Here is a 15238-nt window from a genome sequence, read left to right as displayed (position 1 = left end):
ATGCTGATCCCCCGTAGGGTCAAGCACCGCAAGCAGCACCACCCGAAGCGCAGCGGCGCTGCCAAGGGTGGCACGACGGTTGCGTTCGGCGAGTACGGCATCCAGGCGCTCACCCCGGCCTATGTGACGAACCGTCAGATCGAGGCCGCTCGTATCGCCATGACGCGTCACATCAAGCGTGGTGGCAAGGTCTGGATCAACATCTACCCGGACCGTCCCCTCACCAAGAAGCCTGCCGAGACCCGCATGGGTTCCGGTAAGGGTTCTCCGGAGTGGTGGATCGCCAACGTCAAGCCCGGACGCGTGATGTTCGAGCTGTCGTACCCCAACGAGAAGATTGCGCGTGAGGCCCTCACTCGTGCAGCCCACAAGCTGCCGATGAAGTGCCGGATCGTCAAGCGCGAGGCAGGTGAAGCGTGATGTCGGCCGGTACCAAGGCGTCCGAGCTGCGCGAGCTGGGCAACGAGGAGCTTCTTGCGAAGCTCCGCGAGGCCAAGGAAGAGCTGTTCAACCTCCGCTTCCAGGCGGCGACTGGTCAGCTCGAGAACCATGGCCGTCTGAAGGCGGTCCGCAAGGACATCGCGCGGATCTACACCCTGATGCGCGAGCGTGAGCTGGGCATCGAAACGGTGGAGAACGCCTGATGAGCGAGAAGAACGTGACTGAGAACGCAGAGGCGCGCGGTTTCCGCAAGACCCGTGAGGGTCTCGTCGTCAGCGACAAGATGGACAAGACCGTCGTCGTCGCTGTCGAGGACCGCGTCAAGCACGCGCTGTACGGCAAGGTCATCCGCCGTACCAACAAGCTCAAGGCGCACGACGAGCAGAACGCTGCGGGTGTCGGCGACCGTGTCCTCCTCATGGAGACCCGGCCGCTGTCCGCGACGAAGCGCTGGCGCGTCGTCGAGATCCTCGAGAAGGCCAAGTAATTCCTGCGGGCATCCCCGCAGGACAGTTCCGCCAGGCTCCGGGAGCCGCTCACTGAGCGGCTCCCGGGGAACCGGCAGACAAACAGGAGATAGACGTGATCCAGCAGGAGTCGCGACTGCGCGTCGCCGACAACACTGGTGCGAAGGAGATCCTTTGCATCCGTGTGCTCGGTGGCTCCGGTCGCCGCTACGCGGGCATCGGTGACGTCATCGTCGCCACCGTCAAGGACGCGATCCCCGGCGGCAACGTGAAGAAGGGTGACGTCATCAAGGCGGTCATCGTTCGCACCGTCAAGGAGCGCCGCCGTCCGGACGGCTCGTACATCCGCTTCGACGAGAACGCCGCCGTCATTCTGAAGAACGACGGCGACCCTCGCGGCACCCGTATCTTCGGCCCGGTCGGCCGTGAGCTGCGCGAGAAGAAGTTCATGAAGATCATCTCGCTCGCGCCGGAGGTGCTGTAAGCATGAAGATCAAGAAGGGCGACCTGGTCCAGGTCATCACCGGTAAGGACAAGGGCAAGCAGGGCAAGGTCATTGCCGCTTACCCGCGCGAGGAGCGCGTCCTGGTCGAGGGTGTCAACCGGGTCAAGAAGCACACCAAGGCCGGTCCGACCGCTAGCGGTTCGCAGGCCGGTGGCATCGTCACGACCGAGGCGCCGGTCCACGTCTCCAACGTCCAGCTGGTCGTTGAGAAGGACGGCAACAAGGTCGTCACGCGTGTCGGTTACCGCTTCGACGACGAAGGCAACAAGATCCGCGTTGCCAAGCGGACGGGTGAGGACATCTGATGGCTACCACCGCTCCGCGTCTGAAGCAGAAGTACCGCGAGGAGATCGCGGGCAAGCTGCGTGACGACTTCAAGTACGAGAACGTCATGCAGGTTCCCGGCCTCGTCAAGATCGTGGTCAACATGGGTGTGGGCGACGCCGCCCGCGACTCCAAGCTGATCGAGGGCGCCATCCGCGACCTCACCACGATCACCGGCCAGAAGCCGGCCGTCACCAAGGCCCGTAAGTCCATCGCGCAGTTCAAGCTGCGTGAGGGCCAGCCGATCGGTGCCCACGTCACGCTTCGTGGCGACCGCATGTGGGAGTTCCTGGACCGCACCCTGTCGCTCGCGCTGCCGCGCATCCGCGACTTCCGCGGCCTGTCCCCCAAGCAGTTCGACGGCCGTGGCAACTACACCTTCGGTCTCACGGAGCAGGTCATGTTCCACGAGATCGACCAGGACAAGATCGACCGCACCCGGGGTATGGACATCACCGTGGTGACCACGGCGACCAACGACGCTGAGGGCCGCGCGCTCCTTCGTCACCTCGGCTTCCCCTTCAAGGAGGCGTGAGCGAGATGGCGAAGAAGGCTCTTATCGCTAAGGCTGCTCGCAAGCCCAAGTTCGGTGTGCGTGGCTACACCCGCTGCCAGCGCTGCGGCCGTCCGCACTCCGTGTACCGCAAGTTCGGCCTCTGCCGCGTGTGCCTTCGTGAGATGGCTCACCGTGGCGAGCTGCCGGGCGTGACCAAGAGCTCCTGGTAATCCCTGTAATAGGGGATTCCTGAAGCTCTCGGTAAGCATCTGGGTCGGCAGGGGCCCTTCTCCACATGCCGTAGGCTTGTGGGGTTGGGCGTCTGCCGCGCCCGTACGACTTACTACGCCGTAGGTCCACCGCACCGCACCCGCCTCGTCTCGGATCGAGGAGAGGGATGGGCACCTGGAAACCCCGGCGAGAGAGGCCGAAGGCCAATTCATGACCATGACTGATCCGATCGCAGACATGCTTACGCGTCTGCGGAACGCGAACTCGGCATACCACGACTCCGTGACGATGCCGGCATCGAAGATCAAGTCGCACATCGCGGAGATCCTCCAGCAGGAGGGCTTCATCACGGGCTGGAAGGTCGAGGACGCCGAGGTTGGCAAGAACCTCGTTCTCGAGCTGAAGTTCGGCCCGAACCGTGAGCGCTCCATCGCGGGCATCAAGCGGATCTCCAAGCCCGGTCTCCGGGTGTACGCGAAGTCCACCTCCCTGCCCAAGGTGCTGGGCGGCCTCGGCGTGGCGATCATCTCCACGTCGCACGGGCTCCTCACCGACAAGCAGGCCGGCAAGAAGGGCGTAGGCGGAGAAGTCCTCGCCTACGTCTGGTAACGGAAGGGAACGGAGGAAACAGCTATGTCGCGTATTGGCAAGCTCCCCATCACGGTTCCCGCCGGCGTGGACGTCACCATCGACGGCCAGACGGTCTCGGTCAAGGGCCCCAAGGGCACGCTGACCCACACCGTCGTGACGCCGATCGAGATCGCCAAGGGTGAGGACGGCGTTCTGAACGTCACCCGCCCCAACGACGAGCGTCAGAGCAAGGCCCTGCACGGCCTGTCCCGCACGCTGGTGGCGAACATGATCACCGGCGTGACCCAGGGTTACGTGAAGAAGCTCGAGATCAGCGGTGTCGGTTACCGCGTCACGGCCAAGGGCTCGAACCTCGAGTTCGCGCTCGGCTACAGCCACCCGATCGTCGTCGAGGCGCCCGAGGGAATCACCTTCAAGGTGGAGAACCCGACCCGCTTCCAGGTCGAGGGCATCGACAAGCAGAAGGTCGGCGAGGTTGCGGCCAACATCCGCAAGCTGCGCAAGCCCGACCCGTACAAGGCCAAGGGCGTCAAGTACGAGGGCGAAGTCATCCGCCGCAAGGTCGGAAAGGCGGGTAAGTAAGCCATGGCATACGGGCAGAAGATCCTCAAGGGCGACGCCTACAAGCGCGCCGCGATCAAGCGCCGTCACATCCGGATCCGCAAGCACATTTCCGGTACGGCGGAGCGTCCCCGTCTGGTCGTGACCCGCTCCAACCGCCACATCGTGGCGCAGGTGATCGACGACCTCAAGGGCCACACGCTGGCGTCCGCGTCCACCCTGGACGCGTCCGTCCGTGGTGGCGAGGGCGACAAGTCCTCGCAGGCCAAGCAGGTCGGCGCCCTGGTCGCCGAGCGTGCCAAGGCCGCCGGTGTCGAGGCTGTCGTGTTCGACCGTGGTGGCAACCAGTACGCCGGGCGCATTGCCGCCCTGGCGGACGCCGCCCGCGAAGCCGGGCTCAAGTTCTGAGCCTGCCGTAGCTAGCGGAAACAGAGAGAGGTAATTCCAATGGCTGGACCCCAGCGCCGCGGTGGCGGTGCCGGTGGCGGCGAGCGGCGGGACCGGAAGGGCCGTGACGGCGGCGCTGCTGCCGCCGAGAAGACCGCGTACGTTGAGCGCGTTGTCGCGATCAACCGCGTCGCCAAGGTTGTGAAGGGTGGTCGTCGCTTCAGCTTCACCGCGCTGGTCGTGGTGGGCGACGGTGACGGCACCGTGGGTGTCGGATACGGCAAGGCCAAGGAGGTGCCGGCCGCCATCGCCAAGGGTGTTGAGGAGGCCAAGAAGCACTTCTTCAAGGTCCCCCGCATCCAGGGCACCATCCCCCACCCGATCCAGGGTGAGAAGGCTGCCGGCGTCGTGCTGCTCAAGCCCGCGTCCCCGGGTACCGGCGTTATCGCCGGTGGTCCGGTGCGTGCCGTGCTCGAGTGCGCCGGTATTCACGACATCCTGTCGAAGTCGCTCGGCTCCGACAACGCGATCAACATCGTGCACGCGACCGTGGCGGCCCTGAAGGGCCTGCAGCGTCCGGAGGAGGTCGCGGCCCGCCGTGGTCTGCCTCTCGAGGACGTCGCTCCCGCGGCTCTGCTGCGTGCGCGTGCCGGGGCTGGTGCGTAATGGCGCAGCTCAAGATCACGCAGGTCAAGTCGTACATCGGCACCAAGCAGAACCACCGTGACACCCTGCGCTCCCTTGGTCTCAAGGGCATCAACACGCAGGTCGTCAAGGAGGACCGCCCCGAGTTCCGCGGCATGGTGCACACCGTCCGCCACCTCGTGACGGTTGAGGAGGTCTGATCATGGCGGAGAACAACCCGCTCAAGATCCACAACCTCCGTCCCGCCCCGGGCGCCAAGACCGCCAAGACCCGTGTGGGTCGTGGTGAGGCGTCGAAGGGTAAGACGGCCGGTCGTGGTACCAAGGGTACGAAGGCCCGTTACCAGGTTCCGGAGCGCTTCGAGGGTGGCCAGATGCCCCTCCACATGCGTCTTCCGAAGCTGAAGGGCTTCAAGAACCCGTTCAAGACCGAGTTCCAGGTCGTGAACCTCGACAAGCTGGCCGCGCTCTACCCCGAGGGTGGCGAAGTCACCGTCGAGGGTCTGGTGGCCAAGGGTGCCGTTCGCAAGAACAGCCTCGTCAAGGTCCTCGGCCAGGGCGAGATCTCCGTGGCGCTGCAGGTGACGGTGGATGCCGTCTCCGGTTCCGCCAAGGAGAAGATCACCGCCGCCGGCGGTACGGTCACCGAGCTGGTCTGAGCTAGCTCTTAGTTGCAAGCAGAGCCGCCCCCGCGCTGTCGCGGGGGCGGCTCTGCTTGTTCATGCAGACAGCGCCTGCTCTCAGGCCGGCTTTATTGACTTCTTCTCCGGCGTTGGACAGCCACACCTTCGAGTCCTTCTTAAGCGCACTTATGGAGTTCTCTACCTGGACACCGTGGTGGAAGTTCAATGCCGACGCTCTTTACTCTTTCATCGCTGTCGGATTGCACGGCCGGGAGTAGCGCACAGCGTTCATCACGGTGTCGAAAAGCCTATCCGGTCTTGTGCTCGCGTCATTCGAATCGACATACCGTCGATTCGAATTCGGTGGGGCTTCGTTCCCTTCATGAGAGTCTGCGCGGCGAATGTCGAGCAGCCACCCTTGGGAACGGCTTTACCGTTGTAGCGTCTCGGTGTTCCGTCCGGTGGTGAGCGCTGCGTGCACGTAGCCCGACGGCTGCCTTGACGGAGCTGATGTCATCACCGAGGTTGCCGTGATCGCCTCGGAACCAGTTCATTCCGTGGAAGTTCTTGCGTCCGCCCCTGAGGTCGTAGCAGCCCTCGTTCGTCTTCTGACCACAGGAGTCGTACACGCACGGCCCGGCCGCGGTCATCGCGATCCTGGCTGCGGCGGCTGCCGCGGCGTTGGCGACCGGGCGCACCTTCACCTTGGATCCCTCTTCTTGAATTGACTGTCTGTGTGTAACGCGCATGCGTATGAGCGTGATCAGTTCAAAGTTACTGATCGGTTTGGTCGGGAATGATCGCATCGGTGGTGGTCCGTATGGGAAATGCGGTTGTCCGATGCCTTGTGATATGGCCCCGCGGTACGGCTCCAGGCGGGCCTTGACGGCAATCAGCTGAGTCGTGCTGTGGGGGACGGGCAACAGGCGAGTTTGAGCAAGAACGCCATGGCCGTTCCCGGGGTGCGTGAGCCGGATACCTTTGCTCTTTGCGCAGCCGATCGCGCATGTCGTTACGAGCAGCGGGATCAAGTGGAGAGAGGGCAGTCGCACCGGAATGGCGAAGTGCCCGGGCGAGACGCCGAGGCGCGCTTTCCGTCGGCGCCGGGGCCGCGGGAACCAGTAGCGGGCCCGTCGCGGCAGCCGCTGCCCCGCAGGCGATGGCGGTCACAGCGGTGTGCTTGGCACCCCGTCCGTGCGCACCCCGCTTGTCCGTCGGGGAACAGGCAGCGGTCGGCCGCCCCGAGCCTTCCGCGGCATGATCCGGCGAACGATCAAGAGCCGTACAACGCACCCGTCGTGGGGTGCAAGCACTTTTTAGACATGTGTTCGAAATCGCCCCGAGGTGCGCGGGGTCGACGGCTCACCTCTGACGGGCCGTCGGTCGGCGTTCCGGCGGAGCCCTGATATAGGTAGGCTGTGGCGACTGGCATCCAGCGCTGTCTTGGCATGCCGTAACCTCGTTCACAGGTCATCAACCCGAATTTAGTCGTCACCTCACGCGCATACGCGGGGGTCGCAGGAGGCACCGTGCTCACCGCGTTCGCCCGGGCGTTCAAGACGCCCGACCTGCGCAAGAAGCTGCTGTTCACGCTGGCCATCGTCGTGGTGTACCGGGCCGGTACCCACGTCCCGATCCCGGGCGTCAACTACAAGAACGTCCAGCAGTGTGTCCGCGAGGCCTCCGGTAACCAGGGGCTCTTCGGGCTGGTCAACATGTTCAGCGGTGGTGCGCTGCTGCAGATTACGATCTTCGCGCTCGGGATCATGCCGTACATCACGGCCAGCATCATCCTGCAGCTGCTGACAGTCGTGATTCCGCGCCTGGAAGCGCTCAAGAAGGAAGGGCAGGCCGGCACTGCCAAGATCACGCAGTACACCCGCTACCTGACCGTTGCGCTCGCCATCCTGCAGGGCACCGGTCTGGTTGCCACCGCCCGCAGCGGAGCCCTGTTCGGCACCTGCTCGGTCGCCAACGGGATCGTCCCGGACCAGGCGATCTTCACCACCATCACCATGGTGATCTGCATGACCGCCGGTACGGCCGTCGTGATGTGGCTCGGTGAGCTGATCACCGACCGCGGCATCGGCAACGGCATGTCGATCCTGATGTTCATCTCGATCGCCGCGACCTTCCCGTCCGCGCTGTGGGCCATCAAGAAGCAGGGCACCCTGGCCGGCGGCTGGATCGAGTTCGGCACCGTCATCCTGGTCGGCCTGGTCATGGTCGGGCTCGTCGTCTTCGTCGAGCAGGCTCAGCGCCGCATCCCGGTGCAGTACGCGAAGCGCATGATCGGCCGGCGTTCCTACGGTGGTACGTCCACCTACATCCCGCTCAAGGTGAACCAGGCGGGTGTGATTCCCGTCATCTTCGCCTCGTCGCTGCTCTACATTCCGGCGTTGGTGGCGCAGTTCTCCGGAACCAAATCGGGCTGGAAGACCTGGGTCGAGCAGAATCTGACCAAGGGCGACCATCCGATTTACATCGCTTCGTACTTCTTGCTCATCGTTTTCTTCGCGTTCTTCTACGTGGCGATCTCCTTCAACCCCGAGGAAGTCGCCGACAACATGAAGAAGTATGGTGGCTTCATCCCGGGCATCCGGGCTGGCCGACCGACCGCTGAGTACCTGAGCTACGTGCTCAACCGGATCACCTGGCCGGGTTCGCTGTATCTGGGCGTGATTGCTCTCGTGCCGACAATGGCGTTGGTGGGCTTCAACGCGAGCGGGAACTTCCCGTTCGGCGGGACCAGCATCCTGATCATCGTGGGTGTCGGTCTCGAGACGGTGAAGCAGATCGAGAGCCAGCTCCAGCAGCGCAATTACGAAGGGTTCCTCCGCTGATGCGTATCGTCCTCGTCGGGCCGCCTGGTGCCGGTAAGGGAACGCAAGCCGTTCGGCTCGCAGAGAAGCTGGCCATCCCGCACATCTCCACGGGTGACCTGTTCCGGGCCAACATCAGCCAGCAGACCGAGCTGGGCAAGCTCGCGAAGTCCTACATGGACGCCGGCAACCTCGTACCCGACGAGGTCACCATCGCGATGGCCAAGGACCGCATGGAGCAGCCGGACGCGGAGAACGGCTTCCTGCTCGACGGGTTCCCGCGCAACGTCTCGCAGGCCGAGGCGCTGGACCAGCTGCTGGAGCGCGAGAGCATCCAACTGGACGCCGTCCTGGACCTGGAGGTCCCGGAGGAAGAGGTCGTCAAGCGGATCGCCGGCCGGCGCATCTGCCGCAACGACTCCTCCCACGTCTTCCACGTGACGTACAGCCGCCCGGAGCAGGACGGCGTGTGCGACGTCTGCGGCGGTGAGCTGTACCAGCGCGACGACGACTCCGAGGAGACCGTCCGCAAGCGGCTGGAGGTCTACCACACGCAGACCGAGCCGATCATCGACTACTACAAGGCGCAGGGCCTGGTCGTGACGATCTCCTCCCTGGGTCCGGTGGACGAGATCACGCAGCGGGCGCTTGAAGCCCTCAAGCGTGAGAAGGCCGAGAACAAGTAGGTCGCGGTCCTTCCGGCCGCGGTGCCCTTCCCCCGGGTTTCGTCCGGGGGACCCTCAGGGCGCCGCGGCCGTAGTGTTGTGTACGTAACCCAGCCCACGTGAGTGACGGAGAGCGCAGGCCCCCATGGTGCAGATCAAGACCCCCGAGCAGATCGCCAAGATGCGTGCGGCGGGCCTTGTCGTCGCCGCGATCCACGCGGCCACCCGGGAGACGGCTGTGCCGGGTGCCAGCACCAAGGATCTGGACGAGGTGGCCCGCAAGGTGCTCGCCGAGCACGGCGCCAAGTCGAACTTCCTCGGTTACGGCGGCTTCCCCGCGACGATCTGCACCTCGGTCAACGACGTCGTGGTCCATGGCATCCCGTCCGACGACGTCGTCCTGAAGGACGGCGACATCATCTCCATCGACTGCGGCGCGATCATCGACGGCTGGCACGGGGACGCGGCCTACACCGCCTTCGTGGGCTCCGGACATGCTCCGGAGCTGATCGAACTGTCCCGGGTGACCGAAGAGTCCATGTGGGCCGGCATCGCCGCGATGAAGCAGGGCAACCGCCTGGTCGACATCTCCCGGGCCATCGAGACGTACATCCGCCGCCAGCCCAAGCCCGGCGGCGGCAAGTACGGGATCATCGAGGACTACGGCGGCCACGGCATCGGCACCGAGATGCACATGGACCCGCACCTGCTGAACTACGTCGACCGCCGCCGCGGCAAGGGCCCCAAACTGGTCCCCGGCTTCTGCCTCGCGATCGAGCCGATGGTCTCCCTCGGCACCCCGAGGACAGAGGTCCTCTCGGACGACTGGACGGTCATCACGACGGACGGCACCTGGTCCTCCCACTGGGAGCACTCCATCGCCCTCACCGAGGAAGGGCCGCTGGTACTGACGGCTCCGGACGGTGGCAAGGCGAAGCTGGCGGAGTACGGAGTGACGGCCGCGCCGGATCCGCTGGGCCGATGACGGCCCCGGCCGCCGGCCGGAGGCCGGCGGCGAGGATCGGTCGAGGGCCGCTTCGGGCCGCTCCCGATCCTCTTGCATCAGCTGCTTCTGCATGAGGATCTTCTGCGTGGGGCAGGCTTTCCCGATTCGTGTTTCCGGGTGCCCTGACGTAGACTGACTCGTCGGCTCTCGTGCACCCGCATGTCCGCATGCGCCCGTAAGGGAAAGCAGGAGAGTCGATCAAGGTAGTCGATTCGAAGGGCGAAGCGTGGCCAAGAAGCAAGGTGCCATCGAGATCGAGGGCACTGTCGTCGAGTCTCTGCCGAACGCCATGTTCAAGGTCGAGCTCCAGAACGGCCACCAGGTCCTGGCACACATCAGCGGCAAGATGCGTATGCACTACATCCGCATCCTCCCTGACGACCGGGTCGTGGTGGAGTTGTCTCCGTACGACCTGACGCGTGGCCGGATCGTCTACCGCTACAAGTAGATCTTGCCCGCATCCCGGCTTCGGCCGGGGTGATGGCACTGACCCGGAGAACCTCACCAATGAAGGTCAAGCCGAGCGTCAAGAAGATCTGCGACAAGTGCAGGGTGATCCGCCGTCACGGTCGGGTCATGGTCATCTGCGAGAACCCGCGCCACAAGCAGCGCCAGGGCTGACGCACGACCGATCCCTCTGCATCCATCGCAGAGATTCGCGCGACGCAAGCTGAATTTGTTCATACGCAGGACCCGAGCCAACCAGCTCGACACCCCCGGTTCGGAGGCCGGGGACCCGGTTCGTACCTAGTACGGCGGCCGGGAACCGGTCCTGTGGAAGACCTCCGAAGATTCACCAGGAGCCATTGAATGGCACGCGTTTCCGGTGTTGACATCCCGCGCGAAAAGCGCGTGGAGGTCGCCCTCACCTATGTGTTCGGCATCGGCCGAACCCTCTCCCAGCTGACGCTGGCCGAGACCGGTATCGACCCGAACACCCGCGTCCGTGACCTGACCGAAGAGCAGCTGGTCGCGATCCGCGAGTACGTCGACAACAACATCAAGACCGAGGGTGACCTCCGTCGCGAGATCCAGGCCGACATCCGCCGCAAGGTCGAGATCGGTTGCTACCAGGGTCTCCGTCACCGTCGCGGTCTGCCCGTCCGCGGTCAGCGCACCAGCACCAACGCTCGTACCCGCAAGGGCCCGCGTCGCGCCATCGCCGGCAAGAAGAAGCCGGGCAAGAAGTAGTCCGCAGCGGACACCTGTCCACGGTCTTCGCTGTAGGACCGACCACCTCCCGTAGGAGTTAAAGGATGCCCCCCAAGGGACGTCAGGGCGCTGCCAAGAAGGTGCGCCGCAAGGAAAAGAAGAACGTCGCTCACGGCCACGCGCACATCAAGAGCACGTTCAACAACACGATCGTGTCGATCACGGACCCGTCCGGCAACGTGATCTCCTGGGCCTCCGCCGGCCACGTCGGCTTCAAGGGCTCCCGGAAGTCCACGCCGTTCGCCGCGCAGATGGCCGCCGAGTCGGCCGCCCGCCGCGCCCAGGAGCACGGCATGCGCAAGGTCGACGTGTTCGTCAAGGGCCCGGGCTCCGGTCGTGAGACCGCGATCCGCTCCCTGCAGGCCACGGGCCTCGAGGTCGGCTCCATCCAGGACGTCACCCCGACCCCGCACAACGGCTGCCGTCCGCCGAAGCGCCGCCGCGTCTGACGCACGGTTGCTCTGAGGATTCGGGCGGTACGACCCCGTAACAAGGGCCGTATCGCCCGTACCCTTGCAGTACCCGCACTTTTCACGGGTGCGGTTTCCGTCGGGCGTCAAATAGCGGGCGTCCACGAAAGAAGGATCTGATCCACCCATGCTGATCGCTCAGCGTCCCTCGTTGACCGAAGAGGTCGTCGACGAGTTCCGCTCCCGGTTCGTGATCGAGCCGCTGGAGCCGGGCTTCGGCTACACCCTCGGCAACTCCCTCCGCCGCACCCTCCTGTCGTCGATCCCCGGCGCTGCTGTCACCAGCATCCGCATCGACGGTGTCCTGCACGAGTTCACCACCGTGCCGGGCGTCAAGGAGGACGTCACCGACCTCATCCTCAACATCAAGCAGCTGGTCGTCTCCTCGGAGCACGACGAGCCGGTCGTGATGTACCTGCGCAAGCAGGGCCCGGGTGTGGTCACCGCCGCCGACATCGCGCCCCCGGCCGGTGTCGAGGTGCACAACCCCGACCTCGTCCTCGCCACGCTCAACGGCAAGGGCAAGCTGGAGATGGAGCTGACCGTCGAGCGCGGTCGCGGCTACGTCTCCGCCGTGCAGAACAAGCAGGTGGGCCAGGAGATCGGCCGTATCCCGGTCGACTCCATCTACAGCCCGGTGCTGAAGGTCACGTACAAGGTCGAGGCCACGCGTGTCGAGCAGCGCACCGACTTCGACAAGCTGATCGTCGACGTCGAGACCAAGCAGGCGATGCGTCCCCGCGACGCCATGGCCTCCGCCGGTAAGACCCTGGTCGAGCTGTTCGGTCTCGCCCGCGAGCTGAACATCGACGCCGAGGGCATCGACATGGGTCCGTCCCCGACGGACGCCGCCCTTGCCGCTGATCTGGCGCTGCCGATCGAGGAGCTGGAGCTCACCGTTCGGTCGTACAACTGCCTCAAGCGCGAGGGCATCCACTCCGTGGGTGAGCTTGTCGCCCGCTCCGAGGCCGACCTCCTCGACATTCGCAACTTCGGTGCGAAGTCCATCGACGAGGTCAAGGCGAAGCTGGCCGGCATGGGCCTTGCGCTCAAGGACAGCCCGCCCGGATTCGACCCGACCGCCGCCGCCGACGCCTTCGGCGCCGACGACGACGCGGACGCCGGGTTCGTCGAGACCGAGCAGTACTGAGTGCTCCGCGGGGAGGCCGTACTGCCACTGCGGACCGGTTGAGGCCGGTCGCGCAGTTCCCCGCGCCCCTTCCAGGCCCCTTCGGGGGCCTGGATCTTCGACAGACAACCGTCTGCTCGGATACTGACCTCGGTACCTGACACGGCCGGGGCAGACACACAGGAGAAGAATCATGCCGAGGCCCACCAAGGGTGCCCGTCTGGGCGGCAGCGCCGCGCACGAGAAGCTGCTTCTCGCGAACCTCGCGAAGGCGCTGTTCGAGCACGGCCGTATCACCACCACCGAGGCGAAGGCCCGCCGTCTGCGGCCGTACGCCGAGCGTCTGGTGACCAAGGCGAAGAAGGGCGACCTTCACAACCGCCGCCAGGTGCTGCAGGTCATCACGGACAAGAGCGTCGTCCACACGCTCTTCACCGAGATCGGCCCGCGCTACGAGAACCGTCCGGGTGGCTACACCCGCATCACCAAGATCGGTAACCGCCGTGGCGACAACGCGCCCATGGCCGTCATCGAGCTGGTCGAGGCGCTGACGGTGCAGCAGAAGGCCGTGGGCGAGGCCGAGGCCGCCACCAAGCGTGCGGTCAAGGAGTCCGAGGAGGCCAAGGTCGAGGAGACCAAGGCCGACGAGGTCGTCGAGGACGCGGCTGCGGCCGAGGAGTCCAAGGACGCCTGAGGCTCTGCCTGACGCTGGAAGCGGGTTCGCCCTTAGGGGCGGGCCCGCTTTCGCGTACTGAGAGGATCTGTTTGTGAGTGAAGTACAGCCCGGTCACGTCCGTATCCGCCTCGACCTGTCGTACGACGGCAGCGACTTCCACGGCTGGGCCAAGCAGGCCGGCGGCAGGCGGACCGTGCAGGGGGAGATCGAGGACGCCCTGCGTACGGTGACGCGTACCAAGGACACGACGTACGAGCTGACCGTGGCCGGACGCACCGACGCGGGCGTGCACGCGCGCGGCCAGGTGGCCCATGTCGATCTGCCCGCACCGCTGTGGGCGGAACAGCGGGAGAAGCTGCTGAAGCGGCTCGCCGGGCGGCTGCCCAAGGACGTACGGGTCTGGAGCCTCACCGAGGCCCCCGAGGGCTTCAACGCGCGTTTCTCGGCGATCTGGCGGCGCTACGCCTACCGCGTCACCGACAACCCCGGGGGAGTGGACCCCCTGCTGCGGGGCCATGTCCTCTGGCACGACTGGCCGCTCGACGTGGCGGCGATGAACGAGGCGGCGCGGCGGCTGCTGGGGGAGCACGACTTCGCCGCGTACTGCAAGCGGCGTGAGGGCGCGACCACGATCCGTACTCTCCAGGAGCTGAGCCTGGAGCGGGATGCGGACGGGATCATCACCGCGCGGGTCCGTGCCGACGCCTTCTGCCACAACATGGTGCGTTCGCTCATCGGCGCGCTGCTCTTCGTCGGTGACGGCCACCGGGGCCCGGAGTGGCCCGGGAAGGTGCTGGCCGCGGGTGTGCGCGACTCCGCCGTGCACGTCGTACGACCCCACGGGCTGACCCTGGAGGAGGTCGGCTACCCCGCCGACGAGCTGCTGGCCGCGCGGAACAAGGAGGCGCGGAACAAGCGCTCCCTTCCGTCGGCGGGGTGCTGCTGAGGGCTACTGGCCGGCGGCTGCCGAGGCCTGGGCCTCACCGCGGCGCCAGATCTGGCGGAAGGTGAACTGCTGCAGGTCGTTCGCGGCGGAGACGGTCTTGGTGTCCTTCTTGGTGACGTTCTTGCCGTTGGTGAAGCCGGTGATCGTGAAGTAGGCGTACCGGCCGACGGAGTTGCGGGTCGAGCGGCAGATCGCGCCGTCGCAGAAGGTCTTGACGCCCTTGCCGGCCAGCGAGCGCACGATGCTCCTGTCGTCGGTCTGGGCCTTGGCCTTCGCCGCTTGGGCCTCGGTGTCGAAGACGGCGACGCCGACGGTGATCGCGATGCCGTCCCTGCTGTAGCTGGTGCGAATCAGACGGGTGCAGCGGTTCGTGGTGAGGATCTTGGGCAGGCTGGCGTCCGCGGCGGAGGCACAGTTCTTGGTGTCGGCCGTGGCGCCCTTCTTGTACACCGCGTCGCCCATGGTCAGCCGGGTGCCTGGGAAGAGCGTCTCGGGGCTCAGCGGCGCCGTGTCCTTTTTCACGCTGGATATGAAGTCCTTCGGGTCCAGCGGCGGCGGGGCGCTGGTGGGTGCGAAGGACGGCGCCGTGGCCGAGCTGCTGGGCAGGGAGGCGCTGGCGGGAAGCTTGGTGGGGTTGCCGGAGGCGTTGTTGTCCCCGTTCGCGGACACGACGGCCATCGCGACGGCGGTGCCCACCGCGATCGTCGCGAGCGCGCCGCCGCCGATGAACAGCAGCCTGCGGCGTTTGTTCCGGGTCTCCGAGGCCTCCGCGAGGGCGGCCCAGTCCGGAGTTCCGTCGTCGCCACTGCTGTTCCAGGGCTGCTGCGAATGCGGTTTCCAGGGATCCCACTGAGACTGGGGTCCCCCCTGCCCGTAACTCATGGGGCGCATCTTAGACGGGGGCAGAGGGATGCTGGAGCGCGTCGGGCGGCATGCCACGTTTGTCCTGCGGCATGCCTCGTTTTGACCCGTCCCGGGGCACCCAGGTATTCTGCTTCTTCGTTGTGTATTGGCTTGCTCATTCTCACGGGACGGGCCCTTA

At 65.7% G+C, this 15238-nt stretch carries 24 protein-coding genes; 23 read left to right on the top strand and 1 reads right to left on the bottom strand.

Annotated elements, in window-relative coordinates; all coding sequences use genetic code 11:
- The 23 genes from rplP (at position 1) to truA (ending at position 14196) form a co-directional block, all read left to right on the top strand.
- Positions 1–420 (top strand): 50S ribosomal protein L16, encoded by a 420-nt coding sequence (gene rplP, locus ACIRU3_RS01790; protein ID WP_030967307.1) that lies wholly within the window; start codon positions 1–3, stop codon positions 418–420.
- Complete coding sequence (gene rpmC, locus ACIRU3_RS01785; protein ID WP_007494763.1) at positions 420–644, top strand: 50S ribosomal protein L29; 225 nt, start codon at positions 420–422, stop codon at positions 642–644. The genes rplP and rpmC overlap by 1 nt, the downstream gene beginning before the upstream one ends.
- Positions 644–928: a 30S ribosomal protein S17 gene (gene rpsQ / locus ACIRU3_RS01780; RefSeq protein ID WP_018543912.1), complete on the top strand. Its 285-nt coding sequence runs from the start codon at positions 644–646 to the stop codon at positions 926–928. Before rpmC ends, rpsQ begins: the two co-directional genes overlap by 1 nt.
- A gap of 95 nt (positions 929–1023) precedes the next feature.
- Positions 1024–1392, top strand: a complete 369-nt coding sequence (gene rplN / locus ACIRU3_RS01775) for a 50S ribosomal protein L14 (protein ID WP_003992364.1) — start codon at positions 1024–1026, stop codon at positions 1390–1392.
- A 2-nt stretch (positions 1393–1394) separates the two neighbouring features.
- Positions 1395–1718, top strand: a complete 324-nt coding sequence (gene rplX / locus ACIRU3_RS01770; RefSeq protein ID WP_030685463.1) for a 50S ribosomal protein L24 — start codon at positions 1395–1397, stop codon at positions 1716–1718.
- On the top strand, positions 1715–2272 hold the full coding sequence (gene rplE / locus ACIRU3_RS01765; RefSeq protein WP_404050539.1) for a 50S ribosomal protein L5: 558 nt from the start codon (positions 1715–1717) through the stop codon (positions 2270–2272). The genes rplX and rplE overlap by 4 nt, the downstream gene beginning before the upstream one ends.
- 5 nt (positions 2273–2277) lie before the next feature.
- Positions 2278–2463 (top strand): type Z 30S ribosomal protein S14, encoded by a 186-nt coding sequence (locus tag ACIRU3_RS01760; RefSeq protein WP_003948630.1) that lies wholly within the window; start codon positions 2278–2280, stop codon positions 2461–2463.
- A gap of 211 nt (positions 2464–2674) precedes the next feature.
- A complete protein-coding gene (gene rpsH / locus ACIRU3_RS01755) occupies positions 2675–3073 on the top strand; it encodes a 30S ribosomal protein S8 (protein WP_013001411.1) in 399 nt (132 codons plus the stop codon).
- Positions 3074–3097: 24 nt separating this feature from the next.
- The gene (rplF, locus tag ACIRU3_RS01750) at positions 3098–3637 is read left to right on the top strand and encodes a 50S ribosomal protein L6 (protein WP_404049897.1); all 540 of its coding nucleotides are present in this window, start codon (positions 3098–3100) and stop codon (positions 3635–3637) included.
- A 3-nt stretch (positions 3638–3640) separates the two neighbouring features.
- Positions 3641–4024, top strand: a complete 384-nt coding sequence (gene rplR / locus ACIRU3_RS01745; protein ID WP_404049895.1) for a 50S ribosomal protein L18 — start codon at positions 3641–3643, stop codon at positions 4022–4024.
- A gap of 39 nt (positions 4025–4063) precedes the next feature.
- Complete coding sequence (gene rpsE, locus ACIRU3_RS01740; RefSeq protein WP_007494753.1) at positions 4064–4669, top strand: 30S ribosomal protein S5; 606 nt, start codon at positions 4064–4066, stop codon at positions 4667–4669.
- Complete coding sequence (rpmD, locus tag ACIRU3_RS01735) at positions 4669–4848, top strand: 50S ribosomal protein L30 (protein WP_107904095.1); 180 nt, start codon at positions 4669–4671, stop codon at positions 4846–4848. The genes rpsE and rpmD overlap by 1 nt, the downstream gene beginning before the upstream one ends.
- 2 nt (positions 4849–4850) lie before the next feature.
- On the top strand, positions 4851–5306 hold the full coding sequence (gene rplO, locus ACIRU3_RS01730; RefSeq protein WP_003974249.1) for a 50S ribosomal protein L15: 456 nt from the start codon (positions 4851–4853) through the stop codon (positions 5304–5306).
- Between the two features lie 1493 nt (positions 5307–6799).
- Complete coding sequence (gene secY / locus ACIRU3_RS01725; protein WP_404049893.1) at positions 6800–8113, top strand: preprotein translocase subunit SecY; 1314 nt, start codon at positions 6800–6802, stop codon at positions 8111–8113.
- Positions 8113–8778, top strand: coding sequence for an adenylate kinase (locus ACIRU3_RS01720; protein WP_404049890.1), 666 nt, complete (start codon positions 8113–8115; stop codon positions 8776–8778). Before secY ends, ACIRU3_RS01720 begins: the two co-directional genes overlap by 1 nt.
- A 124-nt stretch (positions 8779–8902) precedes the next feature.
- On the top strand, positions 8903–9742 hold the full coding sequence (gene map / locus ACIRU3_RS01715) for a type I methionyl aminopeptidase (protein WP_404049887.1): 840 nt from the start codon (positions 8903–8905) through the stop codon (positions 9740–9742).
- Positions 9743–9989: 247 nt separating this feature from the next.
- Positions 9990–10211, top strand: a complete 222-nt coding sequence (gene infA / locus ACIRU3_RS01710) for a translation initiation factor IF-1 (RefSeq protein ID WP_003948620.1) — start codon at positions 9990–9992, stop codon at positions 10209–10211.
- 59 nt (positions 10212–10270) lie between these two features.
- The gene (gene rpmJ, locus ACIRU3_RS01705) at positions 10271–10384 is read left to right on the top strand and encodes a 50S ribosomal protein L36 (RefSeq protein WP_003998809.1); all 114 of its coding nucleotides are present in this window, start codon (positions 10271–10273) and stop codon (positions 10382–10384) included.
- A 189-nt stretch (positions 10385–10573) separates the two neighbouring features.
- Positions 10574–10954, top strand: coding sequence for a 30S ribosomal protein S13 (gene rpsM, locus ACIRU3_RS01700; RefSeq protein WP_020941684.1), 381 nt, complete (start codon positions 10574–10576; stop codon positions 10952–10954).
- A gap of 65 nt (positions 10955–11019) precedes the next feature.
- Positions 11020–11424, top strand: a complete 405-nt coding sequence (rpsK, locus tag ACIRU3_RS01695) for a 30S ribosomal protein S11 (RefSeq protein ID WP_003956432.1) — start codon at positions 11020–11022, stop codon at positions 11422–11424.
- A gap of 148 nt (positions 11425–11572) precedes the next feature.
- Positions 11573–12595, top strand: coding sequence for a DNA-directed RNA polymerase subunit alpha (locus ACIRU3_RS01690; RefSeq protein ID WP_265864056.1), 1023 nt, complete (start codon positions 11573–11575; stop codon positions 12593–12595).
- A 172-nt stretch (positions 12596–12767) separates the two neighbouring features.
- A complete protein-coding gene (rplQ, locus tag ACIRU3_RS01685) occupies positions 12768–13268 on the top strand; it encodes a 50S ribosomal protein L17 (protein ID WP_404049884.1) in 501 nt (166 codons plus the stop codon).
- A gap of 73 nt (positions 13269–13341) precedes the next feature.
- Complete coding sequence (gene truA / locus ACIRU3_RS01680; RefSeq protein ID WP_404049880.1) at positions 13342–14196, top strand: tRNA pseudouridine(38-40) synthase TruA; 855 nt, start codon at positions 13342–13344, stop codon at positions 14194–14196.
- Between the two features lie 3 nt (positions 14197–14199).
- On the opposite strand, the gene ACIRU3_RS01675 is transcribed toward truA, so the two are convergent.
- On the bottom strand, positions 14200–15078 hold the full coding sequence (locus ACIRU3_RS01675; protein WP_404049877.1) for a hypothetical protein: 879 nt from the start codon (positions 15076–15078) through the stop codon (positions 14200–14202).
- Between the last annotated feature and the right edge of the window lie 160 nt (positions 15079–15238).

This window comes from Streptomyces sp. NPDC101151 (genome assembly GCF_044768335.1).
GTDB lineage: Bacteria > Actinomycetota > Actinomycetes > Streptomycetales > Streptomycetaceae > Streptomyces.
This window is presented reverse-complemented; position numbering and strand designations above follow the sequence as displayed.

What these genes read in the sequence shown, in the direction of transcription:
- rplP (WP_030967307.1), top strand. Translation starts at nt 1, where the DNA reads ATGCTGATCCCCCGTAGGGTCAAGCACCGCAAGCAGCACCACCCGAAG.
- rpmC (WP_007494763.1), top strand. Translation starts at nt 420, where the DNA reads ATGTCGGCCGGTACCAAGGCGTCCGAGCTGCGCGAGCTGGGCAACGAG.
- rpsQ (WP_018543912.1), top strand. Translation starts at nt 644, where the DNA reads ATGAGCGAGAAGAACGTGACTGAGAACGCAGAGGCGCGCGGTTTCCGC.
- rplX (WP_030685463.1), top strand. Translation starts at nt 1,395, where the DNA reads ATGAAGATCAAGAAGGGCGACCTGGTCCAGGTCATCACCGGTAAGGAC.
- ACIRU3_RS01760 (WP_003948630.1), top strand. Translation starts at nt 2,278, where the DNA reads ATGGCGAAGAAGGCTCTTATCGCTAAGGCTGCTCGCAAGCCCAAGTTC.
- rpsH (WP_013001411.1), top strand. Translation starts at nt 2,675, where the DNA reads ATGACCATGACTGATCCGATCGCAGACATGCTTACGCGTCTGCGGAAC.
- rplF (WP_404049897.1), top strand. Translation starts at nt 3,098, where the DNA reads ATGTCGCGTATTGGCAAGCTCCCCATCACGGTTCCCGCCGGCGTGGAC.
- rplR (WP_404049895.1), top strand. Translation starts at nt 3,641, where the DNA reads ATGGCATACGGGCAGAAGATCCTCAAGGGCGACGCCTACAAGCGCGCC.
- rpsE (WP_007494753.1), top strand. Translation starts at nt 4,064, where the DNA reads ATGGCTGGACCCCAGCGCCGCGGTGGCGGTGCCGGTGGCGGCGAGCGG.
- rpmD (WP_107904095.1), top strand. Translation starts at nt 4,669, where the DNA reads ATGGCGCAGCTCAAGATCACGCAGGTCAAGTCGTACATCGGCACCAAG.
- rplO (WP_003974249.1), top strand. Translation starts at nt 4,851, where the DNA reads ATGGCGGAGAACAACCCGCTCAAGATCCACAACCTCCGTCCCGCCCCG.
- ACIRU3_RS01720 (WP_404049890.1), top strand. Translation starts at nt 8,113, where the DNA reads ATGCGTATCGTCCTCGTCGGGCCGCCTGGTGCCGGTAAGGGAACGCAA.
- map (WP_404049887.1), top strand. Translation starts at nt 8,903, where the DNA reads ATGGTGCAGATCAAGACCCCCGAGCAGATCGCCAAGATGCGTGCGGCG.
- rpmJ (WP_003998809.1), top strand. Translation starts at nt 10,271, where the DNA reads ATGAAGGTCAAGCCGAGCGTCAAGAAGATCTGCGACAAGTGCAGGGTG.
- rpsM (WP_020941684.1), top strand. Translation starts at nt 10,574, where the DNA reads ATGGCACGCGTTTCCGGTGTTGACATCCCGCGCGAAAAGCGCGTGGAG.
- rpsK (WP_003956432.1), top strand. Translation starts at nt 11,020, where the DNA reads ATGCCCCCCAAGGGACGTCAGGGCGCTGCCAAGAAGGTGCGCCGCAAG.
- ACIRU3_RS01690 (WP_265864056.1), top strand. Translation starts at nt 11,573, where the DNA reads ATGCTGATCGCTCAGCGTCCCTCGTTGACCGAAGAGGTCGTCGACGAG.
- rplQ (WP_404049884.1), top strand. Translation starts at nt 12,768, where the DNA reads ATGCCGAGGCCCACCAAGGGTGCCCGTCTGGGCGGCAGCGCCGCGCAC.
- ACIRU3_RS01675 (WP_404049877.1), bottom strand. Translation starts at nt 15,078, where the DNA reads ATGAGTTACGGGCAGGGGGGACCCCAGTCTCAGTGGGATCCCTGGAAA.